The sequence below is a fragment of the Ensifer sp. EB106-03-01-XG145 genome (genome assembly GCF_058792075.1).
In genome coordinates, this window is record NZ_JBYTEC010000023.1 from 1 (window position 1) to 26389 (window position 26389).

Genomic DNA, 26389 nt, shown 5'->3' on the forward strand with positions numbered 1-26389 from the left:
CTGAGCGAGCGCTTTGATGCAGCCTCACTCTGCCAGAGCGCCGGCCGCTGTTCACTCCTCATGGGATCTATAGGCGATGTTGCCGGTCAGGCCATGGGTTTCGAACATCTCGGAGAAATAACGCTCCGAGTAGGAGAGGTTCTGACGGGAAAAGGCGATGATCCTTTCGGAGCGAAGGTCCTCGATGTCGATCTCGCTTCGAAGCGCCAGCGGGCTCGTCTTTTCGACCGCCAGCAGATACCGCTCGTGCGACAAAGTCATGGGTGCATCAGATGCCCTCGCCGTAAAACTGTGGCCCGGCAGCGGCATGCCTCCGCACGTTTCTCATGCTTATCGTAGTGATTTTGCCTCACTTCGACTTTCGCGGCCGGATCGCATGCCGTTCTCTGTTCGAACCGTCCGCTGGCTGTAGCATCTTGCGAAACTCATCCCGTCGCTCATGAATGGATGCTATCACCGGGCCCATCGGAATGCCGATGCCAATGAGCACCGCCTGCGACAGTTGGAGGCTGGCTTCGATGGTCTCTGGCACCGCATCCGTCACTTTGAGTTCGTATAACTCAGTTGCGTGCACCGCATCTCGTGCGCGGGCGACAATAGTGAGATCCGCCCGCTCGGATCTTGCAGAGGAGACGATAGAGGCCACAGCCTCTGCGTTATCCAAGGTTACAACAAGTGCGCGAGCACTCTGGATTCCGCAGCGTCGAAGCAACTCGATTCGTGTGGCATCGCCATAATAGATCGTAGAACCGCGCCCTCGCTCCTTGCCGACAAGCGCGGGATCGGCGTCGATTGCCAGGAACCTCAACCCATGTCGCGTGAGCATCTCCGCGACCAGTTGCCCGACACGTCCATAGCCGACGACGATCACACGCTCTAAGCCGTCATCATGCTGGGGCGTTAGTCCTGCAAACGAAGGATCAGCCGTCCCGGCATATGCCCTATCGCGGCCCAGCAGGCGCACCAGCAAGGGAACGCCGATCATCGTCAAGGTTGCCGCGACTGTGGCAGTGGCGGCAACGGCACCAGGGACAACATTGCCTGCCACAGCAGCGCCGATAAGGATTAATGCGAACTCGCCGCCAGGTCCTAGCACAAGTGCGACTTCGCCGGCATGGCGGGTCGTCAGTCCTGACAGGCGCGCGATCGGAAAGAGGGTCAGAGCTTTTATGGCAAACAGCCCGATCGCGACGCCGACTGTGACGACCGGGTTGGCAATGATCTCGGAAAGATCCAGACGAGCTCCAACGGATACGAAGAAGAGCCCAAGCAAAAGCCCCTGGAAGGGCTGGATGGTAACCTCGATCTGACGACGATACTCGGTTTCAGCGAGCAAGAGACCTGCAACGAAAGCGCCGAGCGCCATCGACTGACCACTGAGGGCTGTGATTAGGCCAGAACCGATTACGACCAAGAGGCATGCAGCGACGAACAATTCGTTACTCTTTGTTGTCGCGACCAGTTTGAACAAAGGTCGCAGAATGAGGCGACCGATGCCGGCCATCGCGAAAAGCGCCACTGCGGCAGGCGCCAGAGCATACAACAGGCCGGCGCCGAGCCCCGTCCCTCCGCGCGAACCCAAAATCGTCACCATGAACAGGAGAGGCGCCACGGCGAGATCCTGGAAGAGCAATACGGCGAAACTGGCCCGCCCAACGGTTGTGTTCAGCAGTTTGCGCTCAACAAGCGACGGTAGAATGATCGCCGTCGACGACATGGCGAGCGCACTGCCAAGCACCACCGCTGAAGCCGGAGTTTGGCCCAGCAAGCCCGCGATGGCCGCGAGGACGGCTGTCGAGGTGATAACCTGAAGGCCGCCCAATCCGAAGACGAGCTTGCGCATTAACAGAAGACGGCTCCACGACAGCTCGAGCGCGATCATAAAAAGCAGGAATGCCACGCCGAATTCCGCAAGATACGCGATCTGTCCAACGTCGGTGATTGAGATTGCGGAGAGCCACGGCCAATCTCCTACGAGCGCTCCAAGACCGAAGGGACCAAGCAAGATGCCGGCTGCGAGAAAGCCAAAAACCGGGCTCAGTTTCAATCGCCCAAACAGTGGCACGATAACGCCTGCCGTCGTCAGAAAAAGCAGAAGCTCCTTGTAATTTTCTGGTCCTGGCGTCATCGATAGCTCACAACCCTTGGCTCAGAGTGACGGGCGCATAGTGTACCAAGTCGACTGGCATCTCTTTTCTCCCCCTGAAGGATCCTACTCTCATTTTCAGAGGAATGTCCCGGGAGTGGTACCCTCGCATTTGTGGCTGGTGGCGACGACAGTTCCGTATTTTCACGCACGGACGGCTTCGCACTGTTAGCAGGTTCGTACGCCTTCCCGAACCGCGCCGGGAACCAATGCCTAGATGGCTAACGGCGCTGGAAACGGGAGAACAGGCTTTGTGTCGTATGCCGAGCCAGCCAAGACTCGGCACGAAGCGACGACCGAACGCGCCAATCACGCGATTTAGGGCATCGAACTACCGCAGAGGCGGACCATATGAGGCTGTGACAGAGCTTTGCGCACTTGGAGCAGTTGTGCAAACGGCCGCCGAAAGCACGATTAAGGCCTCTGTTTCAGATCGTACCCCTCGCAGGGCCGCCAACAACTTCTTTGAGCGAAAGACACGACAAAGCTTGGAGAGGTATTGCAAGAAACCTTCATGTTGCCCGTAAGGCCATATCACCGCGAGAAAGATATCGACTGGCTCGTCGTCGGGTGCGTTGAACTCGATCGGTTCGCGCAGGGTAACAAGCACTTTAGCCGCAGTTATCAAACCCGGAATAAACGCGTGCGGTAGGGCAAAGCCTTCCCCGAAACCCGTCGAACCAAGAGCCTCCCGGTCGAGCAGGCCGTCTAGAATGACACTGGCTGGGACGCGAGTGCGCTGCGCTAGGTGAGACGAAATGGCCTGGAGAACCGCCCGCCCGCCCCCCGCCGGCACGCCGAGCATCAAATCATCTTCGAAGCCGAGTTTTTCATCATTCATTTTCTCCTCCCCCGCTTCTCTCTGGCCGGCAAAGATCGCGCTGGTTTCACTCCATATTGCCCAATTTTGAACTGGTGCCTTGTGCCTCCGATTTCAAGCGACGTCGCAGCAAACGCCCAATAGTCTTTCGGAGCGGGGACGACCGTCCTCAAGAAGTATTTGTTGGTCGCCAAACGACCGACGCTCAATCGCGGCCAGACACGTGGAAGCGGGTCACATTAAACCGGGGTCTGTTGCGGCGATCGCGGCGGCCTCAAAGCAGGCCGATAAGGAGCGCGAATGCAGAAATCCAATCTTGATGCCATTCTTAGTGAGCTCGCCGCCCGCGAACCAATCTTCCATCAGCGGGAGTTTGGCACCAGCCGGGAAGATCTTCTGAAAATGACGGCCGATGATTTCTGGGAGATCGGCGCAAGTGGCAAAATCTATGGCCGCGATTTCGTCATCGAAAACCTCCTGGAACGCTACAAAACGCCGGAACCTGACGACTGGTCGTGCACTGATTTCTCAATCCGGCAGCTTGCTGAGAACCTATACCAGCTCAACTATGTCCTTCAGCAGCCTGACAGGCGAACTCGCAGGACGACGCTTTGGCGAAAGACAGATGGTGCATGGCAGATCGTCTTCCACCAAGGAACCATCATCACCTGACGAACCGGAGCTTATGTAGGGTTTTTGTTCCGTTGCTACTCAACCCCTGACTTTGGCTGGGGAACCAACGCCTGATCCGACCGTTCGCGCTCGGGCTCTGGAACGACGTCCGTCCTCTCCTCAAACCGGACATCAGCGTCTCGGCTCTACGCAAGGCGATGGCGACCGACGTGCAATCGCGGAGCCACACCGCTGCCGTGGCAGCGGCCAACGAGTAGAGCCGGTAAGGGCTGGATGCAACGCGCCAGCTACGCCACTATGAAATCGTAACGGCCGAATTTTCCGTCGCTCGTCGTTCTGATGTCGAGCAACAAGTCTGCGTTGAATATGCGGTCACGCTCATTGTCCGGCTCATCGGCAAAATACAGCTGCGTCGTCAGCACGTTCCCGCCGGGCCTTTGGACTTTCACGTGGTAATGCCGGGTGCGACCAGGATAGAGTCCAGGCACGATCGTCTCGAACCACCATTTGCCTTCTGCATCCGTGAATTGATGTCCGCGGAGTTTGTATCCGCTATTGTCGTAGGTGCCGGTCTCATCGGCGTGCCATAGCTCGATCAACGCTTTTGCTACCGGTTGGCAGTCCTTGGTTAGCACGTAGCCAACAAGTGTCATTCTTTCACCGCCCGGTGCATCGCTCGCGAAGTCCTGTTTTTCAGGGCTCTGCGGCGTAAAATACGGGCCTTCGGTCTGTGCCGGCGTCAGATCGCGGTTATCACCGCAACTAGCCGTAAGCGGCAGCTGCACGGGAGCGCCGGCTGCATGGCCGAGTCTCGGCAGCACAATCGGCGTGGCGACGCAGCTGATAAGGAAATGTCGCCGGGTCGGCATGGCGTTGTATCTCCAAACATGGAAGCCAAGATCGTTGCGGGTCCATTGGGCAGAAGTGGGGCGGACATTAACAGAATTCGCGACCGGCCACTTCATCAGGCGAGGGCTGCTGCTGAAGCGTCGCCGGTCTACACGGTTTGCACGCCGGCATCTGGTGTCTGACTTGGAGCAGTAACAATGCCGTTCCATTGACGTCGTCTGCTTTAGGTCGAAAGCTACCCAAATCTCACGCCTTGATGGGAATCGACATTCTCGACCAATCTAATCGTTTGGCCATCCTCACAACGACACCGTGCAAGGACGTATCTCGCCGGAGCAGAGAAATTATCTTGACAGAACACGAAAGTCGAAATCTTATTGTAAAGCGCTTTAGTAAAACGGTTTACAACGGGGGATGGAGCCAAGGTGACCACACGACGCGTCACAAGCCTCAAGGATGTAGCCCGCGCTGCCGGCGTTTCCGTGACGACGGTCTCGCGGCTGCTGAACGGATCGCTCGACCTTCCTCACGAGACGAAGAAGCGGATCTCCGACGCGATCCACGACCTCAATTACCAGCCCAACCCGCATGCCCGCCGGCTCAGCCGCGGTCGTTCCGATACGATCGGTCTTGTCGTTCCGGATATCGCCAATCCGTTCTTCGCCACGCTCGTGGCCGCGGTCGAAGAAGAAGCGGATACTCGCGGGCTTGCCGTCTCTCTTTACGCGACACTCAACCGCGCCGGTCGCGAGGTCGCCTATCTCCAGCTCATTGAGCGCAATCACGTCGATGGCCTGATCTTCGTCACCAACCACCCGGATGACGGTCAACTCGCCACCCTGATAAACCGAACCGGCAAAGTCGTGATCGCCGACGAAGACGTTCCGGGTGCTCAGGCGCCAAAGCTGTTCTGCGACAATGAGCTGGGCGGATCGCTTGCCGGCAGGCATCTGGCCGAATTCGGGCACAAAGATGTACTGTTCGTCGGCGGCCCGGAAGCGATGATCAGTTCACGTCGGCGCTTCAACGGTCTTGAACGGGCGGTGCGCGACGCTTTTGGCGAGGATTTCCGTCTTTCTAAATACGCCGGCGACTACACGGTGGCTTTCGGACGGCAGGCAGCAAAGCGCTTCATCGAGGAAGGCCGCCCGGCAACGGCAATTTTCGCCAGTTCGGACGAAATCGCCATTGGCATGATCGAGGTCTTCCGTGACCAGGGGGTGTCGATCCCGGACGACGTCTCGGTCATCGGCTTCGACGATGTCGGCCCGCTCCACCTTTTCGGTCCGCCCATGACCGCCATTCGCCAGCCGGTCCGCGCGATCGGCGAGCGTGCCCTCTCCCTTCTTCTCGAAACAAACTGGCAGGACAAGCAGGCTCCCATCGAGGAGCTCCTGCCAGTCGAAATCGTCGTGCGGAAATCCGTTGCTCCGCCTGCGAAACGATAAATCACGCAATGGAGAACCAACAGAGGATGAGAACATGAATTGGACTTTGAAACGCAGGACCTTAGTCGCCACGCTTGGCTTCACGGCATTGACGACCCTCGGCGCGGCTCTCTCACCGGCTCTTGCCGCCGAAAAGACCTTTGCACTCGTGCAGATCAACCAGCAGGCGCTGTTCTTCAATCAGATGAACGAAGGCGCGCAGAAGGCGGCCGACGCCGCCGGCGCGAAGCTCGTCATTTTCAATGCCAACAACGATCCGGCCGCGCAGAACAGCGCGATCGAGACCTATATCCAGCAGAAGGTCGATGGCATCGCCGTCGTCGCAATCGACGTCAACGGCATCATGCCGGCCGTCAACCAGGCGGCCGAAGCCGGGATCCCCGTCGTTGCCATCGACGCGATCCTGCCGGAGGGCCCGCAAAAGGCGCAGATCGGCGTCGACAACGCCACGGCGGGTGCCGATATGGGCAAGTTCTTCCTCGACTACGTCAAGGCCAATGCCGACGGCAAGGCCAAGATCGGTGTCGTCGGCGCGCTCAACTCCTTCATCCAGAACGTTCGCCAGGAGGGATTTGAAAAGACCATCAAGGGTGTCGACGGCATCAGCTCGGCCGGCGTCGTCGACGGACAGAATGTGCAGGACAACGCGCTCTCGGCCGCCGAGAACCTGATCACCGGCAACCCTGACCTGACGGCGATCTACGCGACCGGCGAGCCGGCCCTGATGGGTGCCATCGCCGCGGTCGAGAGCCAGAGCAAGCAGGATAGCGTGAAGGTCTTCGGTTGGGACCTGACGGCCCAGGCGATCGCGGGCATCGATGCCGGCTACGTCACCGCCGTAATCCAGCAGGATCCGGCCGCCATGGGTGCGGCTGCCGTTGACGCCTTGAAGAAGGTATCCGACGGCGGCAGCGTCGAGAAGACCATCGCCGTGCCGGTAACGATCGTCACCAAGGACAACGTCGAGCCATATCGGGCGATCTTCAAATGATGACGACTGAAAGACAGCATCCTCCCGCTGTCGCTGGTGTCGGGGGGGCTCTGCCCTCCCGCACCGGTGCCAGTCCCCGCGTGTCCCTCAAGGGGATTATCAAGACGTTCGGATCGCACCAGGCGCTGCGTGGTGTTGACCTCGACATCTATCCCGGCGAGTGCCTTGGCCTCGTCGGCGACAATGCCGCCGGCAAATCGACGCTGACCAAGGTCATCTCGGGAACCTACATACCCGATGGTGGGACCATTACTCTGGAAGGCGAAGAGGTTCGGTTTTCGGGGCCTGCTGATGCCCGCAACCGCAATATCGAAATGGTTTTCCAGGATCTGAGCCTTTGTGACCACATCGATGTGGTCGGCAATCTCTTTCTCGGTCGAGAAATCAGCAAAGGGCCATTTCTCGATACGAAGACCATGCTCGCCGAAGCCCGCAAGATGCTCGACGCTCTGGAAATCCGCATTCCGCGGCTGACCGGCAAGGTCGCTCAACTCTCGGGCGGACAGCGCCAGGCGATCGCGATTGCGCGTGCCGCTTCGTTCAATCCGAAGGTCCTGATCATGGACGAGCCCACTTCGGCACTTGCCGTGGCGGAGGTCGAAGCCGTGCTCGCGCTCATCAACCGCGTTAAAGCGAAAGGCGTGTCCGTCATCCTGATCACCCATCGCCTCCAGGACCTGTTCCGTGTCTGCGACCGCATTGCCGTCATGTACGAAGGCACCAAGGTGGCCGAGCGCGAAATCGGCAAGACCAACCTGGAAGACCTCGTCAAGCTGATCGTCGGGGAAGGAGCCAAGCAATGACGGCCTATACCGAACGCGCAAAAGGCTCGCCGGCGGCGGATTTCCTGTCTGAAAACGCCCAGGTCCTGTCGATCGCCTTCTTTTTCCTAGCCTGCGTGGTCTTCTTCGCTGCCACGACCGACACGTTCATGACGCTCGGCAACATTCTGAACGTCATCCGCCAGGCGGCGCCGATCCTCATCGTCGCGGTCGCCATGACGCTTGTCATCATCACCGGCGGTATCGACCTCTCGGTCGGCTCGCAGGTCGCGCTGGTCAATGCGGTTGCCGCCATCGTGATGGCGATGGGCTATCCATGGCCTCTGGTCGTCGTCGCCATGCTTTTCTTCGGCGCATTTCTCGGCTTCGTCCAGGGATGGTTCACCGCCTATCAGGGCATTCCGGCGTTCATCGTCACGCTTGCGGGCCTGTCGATCCTGCGCGGGCTCGCGCTCTATCTGACGCAGGGCTACTCGATCCCGATCAAGGACGCACCGGGCTTCTTCATGCTTGGCCGCGGCGAACTGTTGGGCATCCCCGTTCCGGCGCTGATCGCAGTCGCGGTCGCAGTCGCAGGCTATGTCGTCATATCCTCGACCAAATACGGCCGCCAGGTCGTTGCAGTCGGCTCCAACATGGAGGCCGCCCGTCGCGTCGGCATGCCGGCGAAATGGGTGATCGCTTCGGTCTATATGATCGCCGGGGTTGCCTGCGCCCTTGCCGGCCTGTTGATCGCAGCACGGCTCGGCTCCGGCTCGTCGAATGCGGCCGTCGGCTTCGAGCTGCAGGTCATCGCCGCGGTGGTGCTGGGCGGAACGTCGCTGATGGGCGGTCGCGGCACGATCCTCGGCACAGTGCTTGGCACCATGACGATTGCGGTCATCGGTAACGGCCTGATTCTGATGCATATCTCGCCGTTCTTCACGCAGATCGTGACAGGCGCGATTATTCTCGTCGCGATCTGGCTCAACACCCGGATCTTCACCGCCAACTTTCGCCTCGGCGGCAAGAAGAGATAGCCGTCATGACACAAGAACTGTCTGAAGCACATGTGCGATCCGGCAAGGTGATGACCGTGACGGGGGCGATCAATGCGGAAGAGCTTGGCATCACGCTGATGCACGAGCATATCCTCAACGATTGCCGCTGCTGGTGGAACGCGCCGCAGACGAAGGAGCGTCAGTATCTCGCCGAAGGTTTCGTCTGCATGGAGATCCTCGGCGAACTGCGCCAGGATCCCTTCGTCAACAAGCACAACATCACGCTTGACGACGAACCCCTGGCAATCGCCGAACTGAAAGCCTTCGCCGCCGAAGGGGGCCGCACGGTCGTCGAACCCACCTGCAAAGGCATCGGCAGAAACCCGCTGGCGCTCAGGCGGATTTCCAGGGCGACCGGCCTCAACATCGTGATGGGTGCGGGATATTACCTCGCCTCCTCCCATCCGGCCGAGGTAGCCGGCATGAGCGTCGACCAGATCGCCGACGGCATCGTTCGCGAGGCGATCGAAGGCGTCGATGGCACGGATGTGAAAATCGGGCTGATCGGTGAGATCGGCGTCTCCGCGGATTTCACCCCGGCGGAGGAAAAGTCGTTGCGCGGCGCGGCCCGGGCGCAGATTCGAACCGGTCTGCCGCTGATGGTGCATCTCCCGGGCTGGTTCCGGCTCGGCCATCGCGTGCTCGATGTCATCACTGAAGAAGGTGCTGATCTCCGCCACACCGTGCTTTGCCACATGAACCCGTCGCACGATGATTTCGCATACCAGAGCGAACTTGCCGCCCGCGGCGCGTTCATCGAATACGACATGATCGGCATGGACTTTTTCTATGCCGATCAGCAGGTGCAATGCCCGAGCGACGAGGAGGCCGCACGGGCGATCGCAAGGCTGGTGGAGGCCGGCCACATCGACCGCATCCTGCTTTCGCACGACGTGTTCCTGAAGATGATGCTCAGCCACTACGGAGGCAACGGCTATGCCTACGTCCTGCGCCACTTCCTGCCGCGCCTCAAACGACACGGACTGAACGACGATGCGCTCGACCGGATGATGCGGGGCAACCCCCGCTCGGTATTCCAAACCGGAGCCTGACAGTCGGCTCCAAACGCAATTCAAGACCTACGGATAGACCATGACCAAGAAAGTACTTCTCGTCGGCGAGAGCTGGGTTAGCTCCGCCACCCACTACAAGGGTTTCGACCAGTTCGGCAGCGTCACCTTTCATCTCGGGGCGGAACCGCTCGTCAAGGTGCTGAAGGGCAGCGAATTCGAGCTGACCTACATGACCGCGCACGACGCGGTCGAACAGTTCCCCTATGAGATGGCCGGCCTCGACGCCTACGACGCCATCATCCTGTCGGACATCGGCGCCAACTCGCTGTTGCTGCCGCCGGCCGTGTGGCTGCACTCCCGCACCGTTCCGAACCGGCTGAAGCTGATCAAGGCCTGGGTGGAAAAAGGCGGCGCATTGCTGATGGTCGGCGGCTACTTCTCCTTCCAGGGCATCGACGGCAAGGCGCGCTGGCGCCGTACGGCGGTCGAAGACACGCTTCCCGTCACCTGCCTTCCCTATGACGACCGCGTCGAAATCCCGGAAGGCGCGGTCGCCGACGTCGTCAAGCCGGATCATCCGACCATGGCGGGGCTTTCGGGCGACTGGCCGCTGCTTCTCGGCGTCAACGAAGTGGAGGTGCGCCCGGGCGCGGAGGTCATCGCCCGTCTTCCGGCAGACCAGGGCGGCCACCCGCTGCTCGTCCTTGGCAGCTTCGGCAAGGGCCGCACCGCCGCCTGGACGTCCGATATCGGCCCGCACTGGCTGTCGCCGGCATTCTGCGAGTGGGAGGGCTACGGCCGCCTCTGGAAGAACATCCTCGGATGGATGACGCAGACGGCGCGCTAGGCACGGCAAAGCGCGCTGGGTTGAAAACTCAGCGCGCGGCGAGGATCGCCGTCAGTTGCTCGACCGAGGGGAACGCCGAGCGGGTGCCCGGGCGGCTGACGGTGATGGCGGCAGCCCGCGTCGCATGTTCGATGGCGGTCTTGTCGAGGCCGCTGCCACGCAGTGCCGCGGATGCCAGCGCCACCGCCATGAACGTGTCGCCGGCACCTGTCGTGTCGACGACGTCGCATTCGACGGCAGCAACACGGACGCTGCCCTCGGCTGTGACAAGCATGGCGCCGTTGCCGCCGAAGGTCAGGACGACTTCGCGAACGCCAGCCGCAAGCAACTTGCGGGCAGCCTCTTCGCCACGTGTGCCGGTCATTGCCTGCGCCTCGCCCTCATTGAGAAAGGCGATGTCGGTCAAAGGCCACAGGTTGCTGAAATAGGGACGCAAGGGAGACGGATTGAAGGCAGTAGTCATTCGGCGGGTGCGAGCGGCCTCAAGCACGCCTCGGGTCGTCTCGTCGGACAGATTGCCCTGGAGCACCGCGAGTTCTCCGGGAGCGGCATTGGCAAAGGGCGCGATGGCATCGGCAAGCGTGAGGTTTTGCGCGCAGTCGGTCGTGGTGATGTTGACGTTTTCGCCATCCGGTGTGGTCAGCACGATCGAGAAGTCGGTGGACTTCCCGGGGATGGGCACAAGGCGACTGACGACCGGTTCGCTCGCCAGGTGCTGGCGGATCATGTCGGCGCGAAAGCCGTCGCCGAAAGCGGCAACAAGGCTCGTCGGCAGGCCCGTCCGGGCCATCACGACCGCCTGGTTCGCGCCCTTGCCACCAAGATCCCGGGATCGCTGACTGCCATGGATCGATGCGCCCGCGGCCGGCATTTCCGACACGGCGATGGTCTCGTCCACCGTCACATTACCGATTACGTAAGCGTGCATGAACATACCTTCGAAAGGGAGAGAAATGCAGGAAATATCTGACAAGTCCTCAAGCGCCATAAGGGAAATATTCGGGACTGACAAGGTTCTGATCGGCATGATCCATTGCCCGGCCTTCCCCGGTGCGCCGCGCTATCGGGGCGCCGATATGTCGACCATCTACGATGCCTGCATGCGTGATGCCGAGGCGCTGGTCGAGGGTGGCCTGCATGGCCTGATGATCGAAAATCATGGCGACGTGCCCTTCTCCAAACCGGAAGATATCGGCCACGAAACGGCGGCCTTCATGTCCGTCGTCACCGACCGGATCGCGCGGGCCACCGGTGTGCCGCTCGGCATCAACGTCCTTGCCAATGCGCCGATCCCGGCCTTTGCGATCGCCATGGCCGGCGGCGCCAGGCTCATCCGCGTCAACCAGTGGGCCAATGCCTATGTCGCCAATGAAGGCTTCATGGAGGGCCGTGCGGCAGAAGCAATGCGATATCGTTCGCTGCTGCGCGCCGAGCACATCAAGGTCTTTGCCGACAGCCACGTGAAGCATGGCGCTCACGCGATCGTCGCCGACCGGTCGATCCAGGAACTGACGCGTGACCTCGCCTTCTTCGATGCCGACGGCGTGATCGCCACCGGTCAGCGCACTGGCAACACAGCAACCATAGAGGAAATCGAAGAGATCGGCTCGGCCACGCATCTGCCGCTTCTGGTCGGCTCGGGCGTGACCAAGGACAACATCGTCGAAATACTCAAGCGCACCAACGGCGTGATCGTTGCCTCGTCGCTGAAGCAGGGCGGGGTCTGGTGGAACCCGGTCGACCTCGAGCGGGTCAAAGCTTTCCGCGCCGCCGCAGAACCCGCGCTGGAGGCATGACGATGGCGGCTGAAACGCTTTCGGAACAGATCCTGCGGGAAAACGCTGCCGTCTTCGAAGCCATGGTGAACCATCGCTTCGTCGACGACATCGTGCTGGAGCGCCTGTCCCCGCGAGTTTTCGAACGCTATCTCGTCTATGAGGGTGCCTTCGTCGAGACCGCGATCTCGATCTTCGCCTTTGCGACGGCGAAGGCCGAGACGATCGTACAGAAGCGCTGGCTGATCGCCGTTCTGGATGCGCTCGCCAACCAGCAGATTGCCTATTTCGAACGGATTTTTGCCGAGCGCAGCATCGATCCCGGCGCCTACGATCTCGATGTTGCCGAGGTCGAGGCTTTCCGAACGGGCATGCTGGATATCGCCCGCAACGGAGGCTTCCTCGATACCGTCGCCGCCATGTTCGCCGCGGAATGGATGTACTGGACCTGGTCGAAAAGGGCTGCGCAAGCAAACATTGCCGATCCGCACCTGAAAGAATGGGTCGAAATGCATGCGGATGATGATTTCGCGGCGCAGGCGAAGTGGCTGAAGCAAGAGCTCGACGCCGCCGGCGACACGCTCGACGTTTCCGAGCGCAAACGTCTGAGCGCTATCTTCGGGCGCGCACAGCAACTGGAAATCGCCTTTCATGACGCAGCCTACGGCTGATCGGGACGACCTGTCAGGAGCCGACCATGACCTCTCGCATCGAAATTGACGGCAAGCGACTGCTGCAGCGCCTCGATGACTTCGCAAGGATCGGGGCGACGCCTGCCGGCGGCGTCAACCGACAGGCCCTGTCGGCCGAAGATCGCGCCTCAAGGCGCCTTCTGGCCGAGCGCGCGCTCGCGCGCGGTTTTCGCGTGTTTCAGGATCCGATGGCGAACCTGTTCATCCGGCGCGAAGGCCGCTTTCCCGAAAAGCCCCCCTTCGTCATCGGCAGCCACCTCGACAGCCAGCCGACCGGCGGACGCTTCGATGGCGCTCTGGGAACCCTTTCGGCCTTCGAGGCGATGGAAAGCCTTGAGGATGCCGGGATCGAAACGGATCTGCCGATCGAGGTCGTTGCCTGGACCAACGAAGAAGGAAGCCGGTTCCAACCGGGGACCATGGGTTCCATGGCCTTCGCCGCGGCCACGATCCCTGACGCCTGGTCCGATCTTCGCGGTCGCGACGGCGCCCGGTTCGTCGAGGAGTTGAAGGCAACGCTGCACGCCTTGCCGGAGGCCGAAATGCGCCCGCTCGGCGTCCCGATCTCCGGCTATATCGAGCTCCATATCGAGCAGGGTCCGTCGCTGGAACGGGAGAATATCCCGATCGGCATCGTCCACGGCATCCAGGGGACCCGGTGGTTGGAGGTGACGATCACGGGCCAGGCGGCGCATGCCGGCACGACGGCGCTCGAGTTCCGTCGCGATCCGATGGCGGCGGCGGTCGCCGCACTCGAGCCGCTCTACAAGGGCACGATGCCGAACGATCCGCGGGCCCGGTTCACGGTCGGCCGGTTTGCGGTCGAGCCAGGTTCGGTGAATGCCATTCCGGGCTCGGTGACATTCACCGTCGACCTCAGGCATCCGGAAACGACAGTCATCGACGCGTTGGAAAACCAGATCCGGCGCGCCTGCGACAAAGCTGCCGCAGCCGCCGGCTGCCGGAGCGAATTGAGGCAGATCTTCGACATGCCGCCGGCTGCCTTTTCGGAAGACCTGCTGGCCGGCCTCGATCGCGCCGCCGCGTCGCTCGGATTGAAGACCAAACGCATGCTCTCCGGCGCCTTCCACGATGCCTTGTTCGTCAGTCGTGTTGCGCCGGCGGCCATGATCTTCGTGCCTTGCCGCGATGGGCTTAGCCACAACGAGGCCGAATATGTCGAGCCAGAGCACTCCGTAACAGGTGCGCGCATGCTGCTTGCAGCCACCATGGAAGCGATTGTCCTAAGCGCATGACGGTCGGGGCGAGATCAGTGACCCGAGTGATGGTGAGGCAGCCGAGCCGCGCCTCCATTCACCACGCAGCCCTTTCTGACGGACCAAAAGCGCGCGAACAGCGGCCTCGCACCGCCAGAACGCTCGGGTCCCAACATTTCAGCCGGGACGAACGAGGCAGCCTAGTCTTGCGGTAAACAGTAACTCCCGACGCGTTGCAACCATCATCGCGCCGCCTGTTGAGCATCCGACGTTCGCCAGAATGGGCGCTTGATTTCCACGAGCTGGCGTCGGGGGTCACCGGCCTTGGCTCTGTCGCGGATCAGCGCAACCAGGTCTGTCTTGATCGTAGCGTCGGACAAGAAGTAGCTGTGGCCGATAAAGCCGCTGCCGCCGGAATACTCGACGAAATCGACCAGCCCTCCCATGTGCGATCCTGCCCATTTGGACGCCGCCTCGCTCCTGTCACTGGGAAGGTTGCCGACGGCGAGCTGACCAAGCCGCAACGCGCTGCCGGAGATCAGCGTCGAGGCTTTCAACGCCTCATCCCTTGGAGACGAATAGACCGTAAGGTGCATGGAGCCTTGCGAGGGTAATGCGCTCGGGGTCGATTTGCTTCCGAAGGCAAGGTCCGGGTCAGAGACCCAGGCAAACAACTTGGAAGACGCGACATCGAGATCGAGATCGGGAGCGAAAAACACAGCATTCGCGATCTTGTACCGCTGCCAAAGCGAGGATCGGCTGACATACGCTTCGATGGCAAGCTGCTGGACGACACTCGCCAGCACGTCGGTTCCACGGCTATGGGCCAGGAGGTGAAGCCTCTCGACACCCTTCGTTCCGGCGATGACGCGAACGGCCTTCTTGAAGTCCGCAACCGCAAACTCGCTCGACTCGCGGTCAATGTTGTAGCCAAAGAACGAACCGCCGGCGCCTCCGGCGGGCCATGTCAGGACAATGCAGACAAACTGGTTTTGCAGCGATCGGCAAATCTCGTCGGTGGCGAGTGCCGCATCTTCGAAGCTGTTGTTGTATCCGTGAACGAAGACGACGACTTCCTTGCGTTCGGCCGTTGCGAGACGCCGGCCAATTTCGGCCTGCAGCGACGCGACGGCCTGTTCATGCGCCGCGACCGCCTGCGGAGTGCGGCGTAGTCCGTTCGCCGTCGCGACGACGCCGTAGGGCGTTGCCGGAAACCGGCCAGCCTCGGAAACGGCGTCGACCCGGAATTCTCTCCTGCCGGCAGAAGCGTTGCGTCTTGGGGCGATCGATATCGATCCGAAGCTCAAGTAGATCGCCCGCTTTGCACCGTAGGACAGCCGGTTGCCGGAACCGGCGGTCGGCTCTCTGTCGGTGATGTACAGGAGGTCTTGTGCCCCGGACCCTTGTTGCGTTCGAACAGGCTGGCCGCCTTGCAACGCCGGTGATGTGGCAACGGGCTGCGCTGTGACCTCGGCCCGCTGCGCGGCACAGCCGACAAAGCAGGCAAGCATAAAGAGGCCCGCCATTGCCCGACAGATATCCATCTAGAGACCGGCCTTGTCCAACCCGTAAACCTTGTCGGCGGAACCAGGAACGGCGCGGGCCGCGACACTGATGCGGTTCCAGGCATTGATCGCCATGATCCGGAACGTGAGATCGGAAATCTCCTGCTCGGACAGTTCACCCCTCACTCTGTCGTAAACTTCATCGGGAACGCCACCGTCGGCGAGCTTCGTCAGCGCCTCCGTCCAGGCAAGCGCGGCCCGCTCTCGCGGCGAGAACAAGAAGGACTCACGCCAGGCCGAGATATGGAACAGGCGCAGCGGCCGCTCGCCATGGATGATCGCTTCTTTGGCATGCATATCGATGCAGAACGCACATCCGTTCATCTGGGACGCCCGCATGTCGACGAGGATGAGTATCGTCTCTTCGATCGAGCCATTCCTGATCTCGTTGCCGAGCGCCATCATGGCTTTGACCATGCCGGGCGAAAGCTTGGAATAATTGAACCGCTGGGTCATGTTGCTTCGTCCTCCGCCTGACATAACCGACCGTTATGGTCGCTTGCTATCGTGCCGGAAGCGCGCCGCGTGCGGCAGCTATACATCCGTTTATGCGCCGCACGATCGGGGGCCGCCCGCCTCCAGCAGGTCAGATTGAAAACGAGGGCCTTCGGGATATAATGCGGCCATCCATTCACCAAGGCTGCCGGTCCGCCGCCGAGCTTCGGCGTGAAGTCCTTTTGTTGACCGTCGTCTTCTGCGGAGCGACAGATGTCCAACGACGACGGACTAAGGAAAGACGCCGCCTTTCGCGAACATACTCGCAACAGCGCCGAGTTCGCGCTTGACCTTCTCGACAACGTCCCCGGCCACATGTGGTCGATGGATCCGGCCGGCCGGTTCATCTATCGCAACCGAAGCATGGACGCATATTTCGGCAATGGCCTGCAAGACCACGGTGCGTGGCTTGAACGCATCCACAAGGACGATCAGCGATTTGTGGCGACGACCTGGCGGCGGAGCATGGACGCCGGCGAGCCGTTTGACAGCGCGCACCGTCTGCGTGGCGCGGACGGCGCGTTTCGCTGGTTTCGCGCGTCGGGCAGACCGTCAAAGGACGCACACGGTCGCGTTACGGTCTGGCATGGGCAGACCATCGACATCGAGCACCAGAAGAAGGCCGAGGAGAGCCTGCGTGCTCGCTCGGTCGAGCTATCCTTGCTGGTCGACATGGTTCCGAGCAATCTTTGGCGCCTGACACCCGACGGCACCACTACGCTCGTCAACCGGCGCATGGCGGACTATCTGGGTCTTGATCTCTCAAACGTGAGTGACGTTGCATCCGTCATGGATACGATTTTCCATCCGGACGACGCGGACGCTGTTTATGCCGAGCTCACCCGCTGCCTTGCGACCGGAGAGCGATTTTCGATGCGGTACCGGTTGCTTCGGGCAGACGGCGTCTATCGCTGGATGTCCGGCCGTGCGGAGCCCATGCGGGATCAGGACGGCAACATCGTCCAGTGGTTCGGCCTTTGCCACGATATCGAGGATCAGGTGCAAACAACGGCTGCCTTGCGCCGTTCGGCCGAGAAGCTTGCGCGGGCGACCCAGGCGGCCAATCTGTCGCAGCTTTCCGCTTCAATCGCACACGAGGTCAACCAGCCGCTGGCGGCGATCGCCGCCGACGCTGACGCATGCCTGCGCTGGCTTTCGGCCGAGCCTGCGAACATCGAGCGCGGCAAGCGCGCAGCAGAGCGCATCACCCTGGGCGTTGCGGCGGCCGTCGAGGTTGTCAGCCGCATCCGAGCGCTTTTCAAACACCAGCCGCAGTCACGGGCGGTCGAAGACGTGAACCGCCTCGTTTACGAGGTGCTTGATCTGATGTCAGATGAGATCGCTGCAACGACGACCCGCATCGACCTGGTTTTGGACCAGCATCTTCCCAAAGTGGCGCTCGATCGGGTTCAGGTTCAGCAGGTCCTGGTAAACCTCATCCGCAACGGCATCCAGGCCATGGACACGACGAACCCCCTGCGTTCACTGAAGATCGTGTCCAGCCACGATCACCCCGACACCATCAGGATCTCGGTCGAGGACACCGGAAGCGGATTCAAGGATCCGGAGCGCGTGTTCGAACCGTTCTTTACGACGAAGGGCAACGGCATGGGCATGGGTCTGCCGATTTGCCGATCGATCGTGGAAGCCCATGGCGGGAAGCTATGGGTGGCCAACAACGAGACATTGGGCGCGACGGTCACCTTCGCTCTGCCCGTCGCCTCGGCGACCTAGGATATCAACCTAAGCCGGCGAATTGGGGAGGCGGCCGACCAGGCGACGTCCGTTGAAGGCGCGGGCGACGACGGACACGGCAAGAGCCCAGGCAGCAATCGTCATGCTGACGCAGACCGCCGCGAGGCTTGCATACCCCGACGCTGCAATCACGGCCCCTGTAAAGACTGGCCCGGCGGCAAATCCGAGCAGATACGCCGACCCGGCTGCGGCCGCCCAGCGCCCGCTTCGGTCCAGCGCTGCGGCCAGGCCGAAAAGATACGGCAGTGAAAAGTAGTAAAGGACGGCGGAGACGATGACCGCAACACTGTAAGCAACCGCGTTCTCCCAGACACAAAGGACGAGCGTCACCACCACGTAGCCAAGGCAGAATGCGGAGATCGGGATCGTTCGTCCCCAGCGAACGTTCAGTGCCGTCGCCGCGCCCGCCCCGGCAAGGCCAACTATGGTCGACACGGTGAGGATGTATCCGACCGCGGCCGTGTCCAGACCGATGCGCTCGCCCATCGGTCCGCTGAAGGCAAAGAGACCGGCGGAGACCGCGACGTAAAGAACAATCGCAGCAAACAGCAGGCTTCCGAAAAGCGGCACAGACGGTGGCGTCCGGGTGACCGGATGCTTCAGGGTCTTGAGATCCGGCATGAGAAGAAGAAGCGGAGAAAAGGCCAGCGTCAAACCCGCCAACAGCGCAAAAATCCCTCGGTGGCCATAGGCTGCTGTCACCTCGCCGCCGATGCCAAACAGCGCCACGCTGCCGATTGCCCAGACGAGCTGGAACAGACCGAAGATCCTTTCGGGATTGCGGCAATGCGACGCGACAAGGCTGAGCGACATGGCATAGAGCGCTCCCTCACCGATGCCCGCAATGCCGCGCAACAAGACCAGCGAAGTCCATCCGTCCGATACGACAGAGGCGGCCTGGGCCGCCAGGGTCACGACAAGCGCAGACATCCCGGCGCGCCGGCAGGATAGTCGCGGCAGCACTGGCGCGACGAGGATAGCGGTGACGGCCAGCGCCAGGAGTTCGACCGACGCGATAATACCGGCGTCGCGCTCGGACAGCGCAAGACCGTCAATCAGTCCCGCGACCACAAAAGGCGACATTTGCGGAACGAGGCCACCGATCACCTGGCAGGCTGTTGCACCGACCACAAGTGAAAGCGGGTCGCGAGACGCGGCGGGTTCGATTGAAAGATTGGCCATGGCCCGGTCTCCCGACCGTTTCCTGTTCGTCGAAATAACCTTGGCATTTCATATCATGTGCGCCGGCGATTTGCCGGCACGGGTCCGGTACGGGCCGGGTTTCTGTCGAACATCAAGTCTGCGCGAACCAGCCTCTGCGAGCTTCGAGACGGTCGCCGGCTGCCATTTCCATCATGACCGATGAAGACGTGGATCGTAAACCTTGGATTCTCTCTTTGCTTCGAGCGCGTGGCCGCACCGGAGACAAAGGCGTCGGGGCCGGTGCGCGTCTCGTCGCCGCATCGACCCCGACGGAAAGATCTCAGGCTGCCGCCTGAGGTTGTTGGGCCTTCCATGTCCTGAAGTCGAGTTGACCCAGCTTGGCGGATCCGAGAGGAACCAGTGACTGATCGTCGACGCGCGTGCCGAAGTACTTGGCGTCCGGGTCGGCAACAACCTTTCGGCCATCGCCGACAGCTGCCAGATACTCGGAAATGAATTCGCTCATGGGCTTCTTTTCGGGCCCGGCGATTTCGATCGTCTGGTTTTCAGGCTTGCCGATCGTCGCTTCTGCGACGAAGGTCGCGACGTCGTCTGCGGCGATCGGCTGGAACGCGCCGGACGAGACCCTGGCGGTCCTGTCGACCGTTGCCTCATCGGCAATGCCGCCGAGGAACTCCAGGAACTGCGTCGACCTTACGATGGTGTACGGAACGCCGCCCTTCTTGATCAGGGTCTCCTGTGCGACCTTGGCGCGGAAATAGCCATTGTCGGGCGACCGTTCGATACCGACGATGGAGAGCGCGACGTGGTGTCCGACACCGGCCGCCCGCTCCGCCGCAAGCAGGTTCGAGGTCGACCGTTCGAAGAACGAAAGCACGGCGCTCTGTTCGAAGGATGGCGAGTTGCTGACGTCGAGCACCACCTGAGCGCCGGCGAGCACCTCGGCCAACCCTTCACCAGTCAGTGTATCGACGCCCGTGGACGGCGCCGATTGCACGACGTCGTGGCCCTTGCTTCTGAGGCGCTCTGCGACTTTTGACCCGATGCGGCCGGTCCCGCCGATAATGACGATTTTCATGGTTCTGCTCCTTGCAAGCTCGTCTATGGATCACCGTGTTTGAATGGGAAGAAGGGCTTTACTTTGCGGGCAGCACCATCTTCGTTTCGGTCGTATCGAGAACGAAAACAGCCAGGATCTTCGCCGGCTCGCTATCGCTGGCGTTCGCGCTTACGCGGTGATGATCGCCTGGGACTTCGATCCAGTTCTCGCCGGTCTTGTAGACTTTCACCGCACCGTCGTTGATCTGGCTCTTGATGCTGCCCTCGATCACCGTCGCATAGATAAAAGCGCTCTTGGGGTGGGTATGTGACGGGTTGTGGCCCCCCGGGCCGTACTCGACCAGAACGCCGCGCATGCTCTTGCCCGGCACATTCGGAAGGGCGTGGTCGAACACCACTGTGACCTTGGCATTATAGGGCTCGTCGGAGGCCGCTACCGGTCCGGTGATCAGCGTCGCAAACAGCAAGCCAATCGCTAGTTTTCGCATGGATTTCTCCTCCATTCACGTTGTTGGCAATGCGTGGGATCGTATGGCCGGCCTCCGGAGAGAAACAGATATACGTAGGTTTGCCGCAGCGGCGATTTTGTCTCGGCAGAAGTTGTGCCCGCGTGCGAACTGCCGCGTCTCCGCTTCAACCGTTCGCGCTTTCACGCTGGCTTCGAAAGATGGATCGGATCGCATGAAGCAGGTCCAGCTTGCGTCGCTCGCGCTGGTTCGCTGGCAATTCCGAACTTGCTCCGATCGCCTCCCGTTGCGCCAGGTGGATTGCCAGATCCTCCGCAATTTCCGGGCGCTTCGACAAAAGCGGCGCGAATGCTGCCTGATCTACTTCATAGACCGTAAGGCGGGTGACGGCATGGAGGTCGTGTTTCTCCTTCACTCCGGCCAACAGGCCGTCCTCGCCGAAGAAATCACCGGGGGCCAGGCGCGCGATTTCCACATCGCCGCTCTTCATCGCCACCACGCCGTTCTTGATCATCATCAGGCTTTCGAGCGACCGGCCTTCTCTGACAATTTCGGCCCCGGCGGCAAAGCTGCGCGGCGTCGCCGCGGCCGCAAGCATATCGCGTTCTTCCTGGCTGAGATTGGAGAAGATCGGGATCGCGTCGATCAGGTCCTGTGCCGGCGCGACGGCGTGCTGCGGGTCGGACATGCGAAGGTCCTGCATCAGCGGGCTCTCGGCAGGCAGGGCCAGTTGCACACCATGCGCCCTGCAATGCCGATAGACCAGGTCGATGATTTCGTTGCGCGCTGGGCCGCGCTGCGCCGGGCTGGTGACCCGAAACTGGAGCTCCACCGTGATCGCGCTGGCATCGATCCCCACAAGCCCGACGGTTGGAGCCGGCTGCTTCACGATCGCGTTGCAACTGTCGAGGACAGCATGCATCACGTCGACGATCATGTGCGGCATGCGGGTTGGAGCCACGCGAACCGACACGACGATCTGGTGGTTCTCGTCGGGCTGGCTGATGTTGGTCAGCCCCACCTTTGCCAGGACACTGTTGGGCAGGACCACGAGATTGTGGGCCGCGGTCAGCAGATGCGTCGACCGCCAGTTGCTTGAGACCACCCGGCCTTCCGTTCCGTCACTAAGACAGATCCAATCACCAAGGACATAAGGGCGACCGAGGGTCAGCGCTATGCCCGAGAAGACGTCACCCAAAGTGCTCTGCAACGCGAGGCCGAGAATGATCGCAATGACGCCCGACGTCGCCAGCAGGCCCCCTATTGGCACACCGAAGACGAATGCCAGGATAGAGAGCAGCACGCCGAGATAGACGACGGCGACCACCAGATCCTGGATCAGTCGCGCTTCCCGCGGCCGTCCGTCGAGGACAAGGTAAAGCCGGACGAACCCGATCACCGCCCAGGAGAGATGAACCCACCAGAGCGTCTTTGCCGTCACGAGCAGTGTCTGCGCGCCATCGAGATCGGTCCGGTCGTAGCGAAACGGATTGAGGCCGCCGCAGGCGAGCGCTGCCGTCATCGATGCGAAGAAGGCGATCTGCACGACCAGCCGCGCCGTTGGGCGCGCCCTGCCCTGCAGATGCCAGACGACAATTCCGGCGATGCCCAGAACACAGACGAGGACGGGAAACAATTGCGTTTGCTGGTCCATTTCCACTCCCGTGGCGAGGCAGCGTTTCTCCCTCCGCTACAGCCGGCTAGCGGCACCTTGCTCTGAAAAGGACAAGGGCGAACCCGCCCTTGTCGCCATGCACGCGAACCGATGGTTCTTGCGCGCCACTCGCTCAATTGGAGACGTCAGTAGTCCCAGAATACCGGAACCCACCGGAAGCGATCGCCATCGATCGCCACATGTCCGACGGACGGGAAAGGCAGGTGCGTGGCCACCAGCGACGATCCTGTCTCGGCCAGTTCCTTCATGAGACGCACCCGAACGCGAGCAGCCTCCTCGGGGTCGTGCTCAAAGCCGTTGTACCAGTCGGGATGGTCGAAGGCGACGGCGAACAGGGCATCGCCGGCAAACATCAGCCGGTCGCCTCCCGAGGCCACGCGGACCACGCAGTGCCCGGGCGTATGGCCGCCCGTGCGCTGCGCAACCACGCCCGGCGCGACCTCGCACTCGTCCTCGAACGGTCGAAGATGGTTGCGGTACTCGTTCGCGAAGCGCTTGGCAGTTGCCCGGAGCGCGTCCGGGAAACCCTGCGGCATGACCGCGTGCGAGAAATCCGGCGATTCCCAGAATTTGATCTCGGCGGCCGCCACGTGGATCCGCAAATCCGGGCGCAGCTGCTCCTTCACGCCATCGACGAGCAGTCCGCCAATGTGGTCCATGTGCATGTGGGTAAGAACCACGTCGGTCACTGATGCGAGATCGATACCCGCAGCCTCCAGGCGCCTGATCAACTGACCCGCCCGAGGCAGGTTCAGGTCCGGATCCATGCCGAGCCCGGCGTCGATGAGAATGGTTTGGGCACCGCTTCGCACCACGACCACGTTCAGCGACCAGTCGAAAGCATCCTGCGGCAAGAACATGTCTCCAAGCCAGGCTGCCCGATCGGCCGGGTCGGCATTGTGTCCCAACATCGTGGTTGGCAATGGCAGCACCCCATCGCTGACCACCAGCACCTCTATGTCACCGACCCGCACCGCGTAGCGCGATGGAACCAGCTCTTCTGGAGCCGACCGACCGGGCGGCGCGGGCTCCAAAGTCGTGTTCGTATGGGATCTTGCTTCTAGCGGCGACATGACGCCCTCCTGTTTGCCTGATCGAAGAGTACTGTTCACAGTTCACGGCTTGGACTCTAGGTTCGAGCGATGTTGACGGTCGAGCTATACCTGGGTTTAGGGCGGCCCGTTCGGTCAACGGTCGGGGTGCGTGTGGCGTGCTTTGGCTCGCCTGGCGAATGCGACCTTGATGGCCACGAGCACGGGCGCTGCGACGACGAACAGCAGCGCCACGGCAGTGAACGCCGTGTCGAAGGCGATCACGATTGACTGTCCGGTGACTGCGCGGCTGAGAAGCGCCATCGCGGCTCGGCTGGCGGGAACAGCATCCATGCCCCGCGCCGCGAGCATGGCTGTCGTGCCGGCCAGACGTTCGATGACAGCCTGACCTCCCGCATTGACGCCTGATCCAAAAACCGTGACGTTTGCGGCGACGTTATGGTCGATAAGGGTCTGAAGCCCGGCAACGCCGACAAGACCGCCGAACTGACGCCCGGTGTTGAACAGTCCGATGCCGGAGGCGAGGTTTCGCCTGTCGAGATTGGTAAAGGCAATCAGCGTGATCGACAGGAACAGGAAACCAAGGCCGAGGCCGCGCAAAAGGATCGCAGCCATCATGTCGGCGGCACCGCTTTCACTGGTCGAGCCGGACAGCATCCACATGGCCACCGTGATCATCAAGATACCGAAGGGCACGGTCGCGAACGGAGGAAGCCGACGGACCTGCATGAGAAAGGCGGCAAAAAGCAAGGCCCCGACGAAGAGGGTACCGCTCGGCAGGAGCAGCAGGCCCGCATCGGTCGGCGTGAAAGCAAGAACGGAGACGGCAAAAGACGGGATCAGGAACGCGCTGCCAAACAGCGCCGCGCCGGCGACAAAACTGACGATGAAGGCGAAGGCGAAATCGTCCGATCTGAACACGGTAAAATCGAGGAGGCCGGTGCCCTTGCGCAGCACCTGCTGCCCGAGAAACAAGAATAGCGAGGCCACGCCGACCACCGAGAGCCAAAGGATGCGCGGCTGTTCAAACCAGTCCCAGCGGCTTCCCTGGCTGAAGACATAGGTGAAGCAGAAAAGTGCCAGCGAGACGAGCGTAATCCCGACCCAATCAAATGGACGTTGCCTCGTCATGAAGGGTGTCGGATCGTCAACCATCAAGAGGAGCCCGGTAGCGCCGAGAGACAGGACGACGTTGCAGTAGAAGATCCAGGTCCAGGACTGGCTGTCGAGCAGCCACCCCTGAAGTGTCGGAGCGAGCGTTGCGGGCGCGACCACCGCGCCCATTGCAAACAGCGCCTGAAGGATTGGTTGATGGGCGCTCCGAAAAGCAAAGAAGATGGTGGCCTGCCCTGCAACGAGCAGGACCCCGCCGGCAAGCCCCTGAACGATCCGGAGGGCAATCAAAAGATCCAGCGACGTCGTCGCGGACGCCATCCCGGACGCAAGCCCCATGATGAGCGTCGATCCGATCACGAGACTGAGCGGACGGATGCGGGTCAGCATCGAAGCGGCGACCATGAAGCCGATGAGCTTGAAGGCGGTATAACCGACGTCGAGCCAGGCGAACTCGTCCGGAGTGGCGTAGATATCACCGATGATATCGCCGCGTCCGAGCGAAAGAACGGTGCTCGCAATCGCCTCTGTCAGTGCCGCCAGCACGATACCTATGACGAGCAACACTCCGGACGCAGACGTGTCGCGGTTCCTGGTGATGGCTACGTGCCTGGTCATGACCCGCTCCTGAGATCAACGTCCACCCTTGCGGACAGACCTGGCACCAGCCGCCCAGTCAAAGGGTTGTTGGCAAACCGGATCTTGACCGGGACCCGCTGGACGACGCGCACGAAGTTGCCGGTTGCATTGTCTGACGGCAGCAGGCTGAAGGCTGAGCCGCTGCCCGGCGCGAAGCTGTCGACTGTGCCGTCAAGCGTCTGACCCGGATAGCTGTCTATAGTGATGCGAACGCTCTGCCCCGGCTGGATGTGTTCAAGCTGCGTTTCCTTGAAATTGGCAACAACCCACACATCGTCGACCGGAACGATATCGAGCAGGGTGGTGCCAGGCGCGACGAACCGGCCGACGCGAACCTGGCGGTTGCCGATAACCCCACCGACCGGGGCGCGGACGGTCGTGCTCTCCAGATCGATCTGAGAAAGGTCGCGCGCCGCTTCTGCCTGTGCCACGGCCGCGACGGCGGCTTCACGCTGCGCCGCGAGCACGGTGATGCGTTGCTTCTGCGCCTCGATCGTCGCAGAGGCCGCAGATACGCCTGCCTCCGTTTTCGATCGCGCCGCTTCGCTTTCGTCGACATGCGCCTGACTGATGGTGTTGCTGCGGATCAGTTCGCGCCGGCGTTCATATGCCTTGGCGGCAAGATTCATCTCTGCAATGGCCGATAGCTTCTGGGCTTCAGCCTGACGAATAAGGGCGTGCTGGAGCTCAGTCTCCGCATCGACGTTGACAAGCCGAGCCTTGGCAGCTTCGACATTGGCCGCCGCTTGCGCAAGGCGAGCGCGATAGTCCCTGTCATCGATCCGGAAAAGCACTTCGCCCGCCCGAACGCTCTGGTTGTCCTGGACCTCGACGGCCACGACATAGCCGGCAACCTTTGGTGCAAGCGAGGTGACATCGCCACGAACATAGGCGTTATCCGTCGACGCCTCACTGCCCGGACGGGCCCAGGCCCAGCCGCCTGCGACGGCCACCACGGCGCCGAGGCAAAGCAACACGCCGAGTTTCTTCTTCTTGCTGGATCGCTTCGGAGCGACGCCGACTGAGGCGGTGCCGGTGGCGGCGGCAATCTTGTCTTCGAGCGTATCCATTGTCCCAGTCCCTGTTGGATTTCGTGGCGTCGTCACGGCAAATGGGATGTCGGACCCCCATGTCGAAGCACGAGCATGGCCC

The 26389-nt window shown here is 61.5% G+C and carries 24 protein-coding genes and 1 pseudogene; 11 read left to right on the forward strand and 14 right to left on the reverse strand.

The features are described from left to right. Window positions 1-69: 69 nt before the first annotated feature. From AC3WWH_RS29970 to AC3WWH_RS29980, 3 genes and pseudogenes are all read right to left on the reverse strand, one after another. Window positions 70-258: pseudogene (locus AC3WWH_RS29970) on the reverse strand (LysR family transcriptional regulator); the annotation flags it as partial. A gap of 91 nt (window positions 259-349) precedes the next feature. Next, entirely contained in the window at window positions 350-2128 is a 1779-nt protein-coding gene (locus AC3WWH_RS29975; protein ID WP_058323713.1) for a cation:proton antiporter domain-containing protein, read from the reverse strand. Window positions 2129-2477: 349 nt separating this feature from the next. Next, entirely contained in the window at window positions 2478-2987 is a 510-nt protein-coding gene (locus tag AC3WWH_RS29980; protein WP_058323714.1) for a PTS sugar transporter subunit IIA, read from the reverse strand. A gap of 279 nt (window positions 2988-3266) precedes the next feature. Between AC3WWH_RS29980 and AC3WWH_RS29985 the strand changes: the two genes are divergently transcribed. After that, entirely contained in the window at window positions 3267-3638 is a 372-nt protein-coding gene (locus tag AC3WWH_RS29985) for a nuclear transport factor 2 family protein (RefSeq protein ID WP_063891518.1), read from the forward strand. 248 nt (window positions 3639-3886) lie between these two features. Here AC3WWH_RS29985 and AC3WWH_RS29990 read toward each other — a convergent pair whose 3' ends face one another. Further along, the gene (locus AC3WWH_RS29990) at window positions 3887-4564 is read right to left on the reverse strand and encodes a dioxygenase family protein (protein ID WP_306341305.1); all 678 of its coding nucleotides are present in this window, start codon (window positions 4562-4564) and stop codon (window positions 3887-3889) included. Between the two features lie 309 nt (window positions 4565-4873). Here AC3WWH_RS29990 and AC3WWH_RS29995 point away from each other — a divergent pair, with 309 nt between their 5' ends. Genes AC3WWH_RS29995 through AC3WWH_RS30020 form a run of 6 tightly spaced genes read left to right on the forward strand, consistent with a single transcriptional unit; the run spans window position 4874 to window position 10569 of the window. Continuing rightward, window positions 4874-5896: a LacI family DNA-binding transcriptional regulator gene (locus AC3WWH_RS29995; protein WP_058323716.1), complete on the forward strand. Its 1023-nt coding sequence runs from the start codon at window positions 4874-4876 to the stop codon at window positions 5894-5896. Window positions 5897-5930: 34 nt separating this feature from the next. After that, entirely contained in the window at window positions 5931-6887 is a 957-nt protein-coding gene (locus AC3WWH_RS30000; RefSeq protein WP_058323717.1) for a substrate-binding domain-containing protein, read from the forward strand. Further along, window positions 6887-7690, forward strand: coding sequence for an ATP-binding cassette domain-containing protein (locus AC3WWH_RS30005; RefSeq protein ID WP_057248464.1), 804 nt, complete (start codon window positions 6887-6889; stop codon window positions 7688-7690). Before AC3WWH_RS30000 ends, AC3WWH_RS30005 begins: the two co-directional genes overlap by 1 nt. Beyond that, complete coding sequence (locus AC3WWH_RS30010; protein WP_057248344.1) at window positions 7687-8688, forward strand: ABC transporter permease; 1002 nt, start codon at window positions 7687-7689, stop codon at window positions 8686-8688. Before AC3WWH_RS30005 ends, AC3WWH_RS30010 begins: the two co-directional genes overlap by 4 nt. 5 nt (window positions 8689-8693) lie before the next feature. Continuing rightward, entirely contained in the window at window positions 8694-9761 is a 1068-nt protein-coding gene (locus tag AC3WWH_RS30015; RefSeq protein WP_058323718.1) for a phosphotriesterase family protein, read from the forward strand. A gap of 40 nt (window positions 9762-9801) precedes the next feature. Continuing rightward, window positions 9802-10569, forward strand: a complete 768-nt coding sequence (locus AC3WWH_RS30020; RefSeq protein WP_058323719.1) for a glutamine amidotransferase — start codon at window positions 9802-9804, stop codon at window positions 10567-10569. A gap of 28 nt (window positions 10570-10597) precedes the next feature. Here AC3WWH_RS30020 and AC3WWH_RS30025 read toward each other — a convergent pair whose 3' ends face one another. Continuing rightward, complete coding sequence (locus AC3WWH_RS30025) at window positions 10598-11497, reverse strand: ribokinase (protein ID WP_058323747.1); 900 nt, start codon at window positions 11495-11497, stop codon at window positions 10598-10600. Window positions 11498-11522: 25 nt separating this feature from the next. On the opposite strand from AC3WWH_RS30025, the gene AC3WWH_RS30030 reads away from it, so the two are divergent. Genes AC3WWH_RS30030 through AC3WWH_RS30040 form a run of 3 tightly spaced genes read left to right on the forward strand, consistent with a single transcriptional unit; the run spans window position 11523 to window position 14292 of the window. Continuing rightward, the gene (locus AC3WWH_RS30030) at window positions 11523-12365 is read left to right on the forward strand and encodes a BtpA/SgcQ family protein (protein WP_058323720.1); all 843 of its coding nucleotides are present in this window, start codon (window positions 11523-11525) and stop codon (window positions 12363-12365) included. Window positions 12366-12367: 2 nt separating this feature from the next. Then, window positions 12368-13015: a TenA family protein gene (locus tag AC3WWH_RS30035; RefSeq protein ID WP_058323721.1), complete on the forward strand. Its 648-nt coding sequence runs from the start codon at window positions 12368-12370 to the stop codon at window positions 13013-13015. Window positions 13016-13041: 26 nt separating this feature from the next. Further along, on the forward strand, window positions 13042-14292 hold the full coding sequence (locus AC3WWH_RS30040; protein WP_058323722.1) for a Zn-dependent hydrolase: 1251 nt from the start codon (window positions 13042-13044) through the stop codon (window positions 14290-14292). A 203-nt stretch (window positions 14293-14495) separates the two neighbouring features. On the opposite strand, the gene AC3WWH_RS30045 is transcribed toward AC3WWH_RS30040, so the two are convergent. Both AC3WWH_RS30045 and AC3WWH_RS30050 read right to left on the reverse strand, forming a co-directional pair. Further along, window positions 14496-15797, reverse strand: a complete 1302-nt coding sequence (locus tag AC3WWH_RS30045) for an alpha/beta hydrolase (protein ID WP_058323723.1) — start codon at window positions 15795-15797, stop codon at window positions 14496-14498. Then, window positions 15798-16274: a carboxymuconolactone decarboxylase family protein gene (locus tag AC3WWH_RS30050; protein ID WP_058323724.1), complete on the reverse strand. Its 477-nt coding sequence runs from the start codon at window positions 16272-16274 to the stop codon at window positions 15798-15800. A gap of 252 nt (window positions 16275-16526) precedes the next feature. On the opposite strand from AC3WWH_RS30050, the gene AC3WWH_RS30055 reads away from it, so the two are divergent. After that, window positions 16527-18047 (forward strand): PAS domain-containing sensor histidine kinase, encoded by a 1521-nt coding sequence (locus AC3WWH_RS30055; RefSeq protein ID WP_058323725.1) that lies wholly within the window; start codon window positions 16527-16529, stop codon window positions 18045-18047. 9 nt (window positions 18048-18056) lie between these two features. Here AC3WWH_RS30055 and AC3WWH_RS30060 read toward each other — a convergent pair whose 3' ends face one another. From AC3WWH_RS30060 to AC3WWH_RS30090, 7 genes are all read right to left on the reverse strand, one after another. Beyond that, window positions 18057-19250: an MFS transporter gene (locus AC3WWH_RS30060; protein ID WP_058323726.1), complete on the reverse strand. Its 1194-nt coding sequence runs from the start codon at window positions 19248-19250 to the stop codon at window positions 18057-18059. A 301-nt stretch (window positions 19251-19551) separates the two neighbouring features. Continuing rightward, window positions 19552-20310, reverse strand: a complete 759-nt coding sequence (locus AC3WWH_RS30065) for an SDR family oxidoreductase (protein WP_058323727.1) — start codon at window positions 20308-20310, stop codon at window positions 19552-19554. 58 nt (window positions 20311-20368) lie between these two features. Next, on the reverse strand, window positions 20369-20779 hold the full coding sequence (locus tag AC3WWH_RS30070) for a cupin domain-containing protein (RefSeq protein WP_058323728.1): 411 nt from the start codon (window positions 20777-20779) through the stop codon (window positions 20369-20371). A 145-nt stretch (window positions 20780-20924) separates the two neighbouring features. Continuing rightward, complete coding sequence (locus tag AC3WWH_RS30075) at window positions 20925-22412, reverse strand: mechanosensitive ion channel family protein (RefSeq protein ID WP_113398553.1); 1488 nt, start codon at window positions 22410-22412, stop codon at window positions 20925-20927. Window positions 22413-22558: 146 nt separating this feature from the next. Next, window positions 22559-23506 (reverse strand): MBL fold metallo-hydrolase, encoded by a 948-nt coding sequence (locus AC3WWH_RS30080; RefSeq protein WP_058323730.1) that lies wholly within the window; start codon window positions 23504-23506, stop codon window positions 22559-22561. A gap of 114 nt (window positions 23507-23620) precedes the next feature. Then, window positions 23621-25216 carry an MFS transporter gene (locus AC3WWH_RS30085; RefSeq protein WP_058323731.1) on the reverse strand — a complete coding sequence of 532 codons (1596 nt, stop codon included), beginning with the start codon at window positions 25214-25216 and terminating at the stop codon, window positions 23621-23623. Further along, the gene (locus tag AC3WWH_RS30090) at window positions 25213-26307 is read right to left on the reverse strand and encodes an HlyD family secretion protein (protein ID WP_057248356.1); all 1095 of its coding nucleotides are present in this window, start codon (window positions 26305-26307) and stop codon (window positions 25213-25215) included. The genes AC3WWH_RS30085 and AC3WWH_RS30090 overlap by 4 nt, the downstream gene beginning before the upstream one ends. Window positions 26308-26389 lie beyond the last annotated feature (82 nt).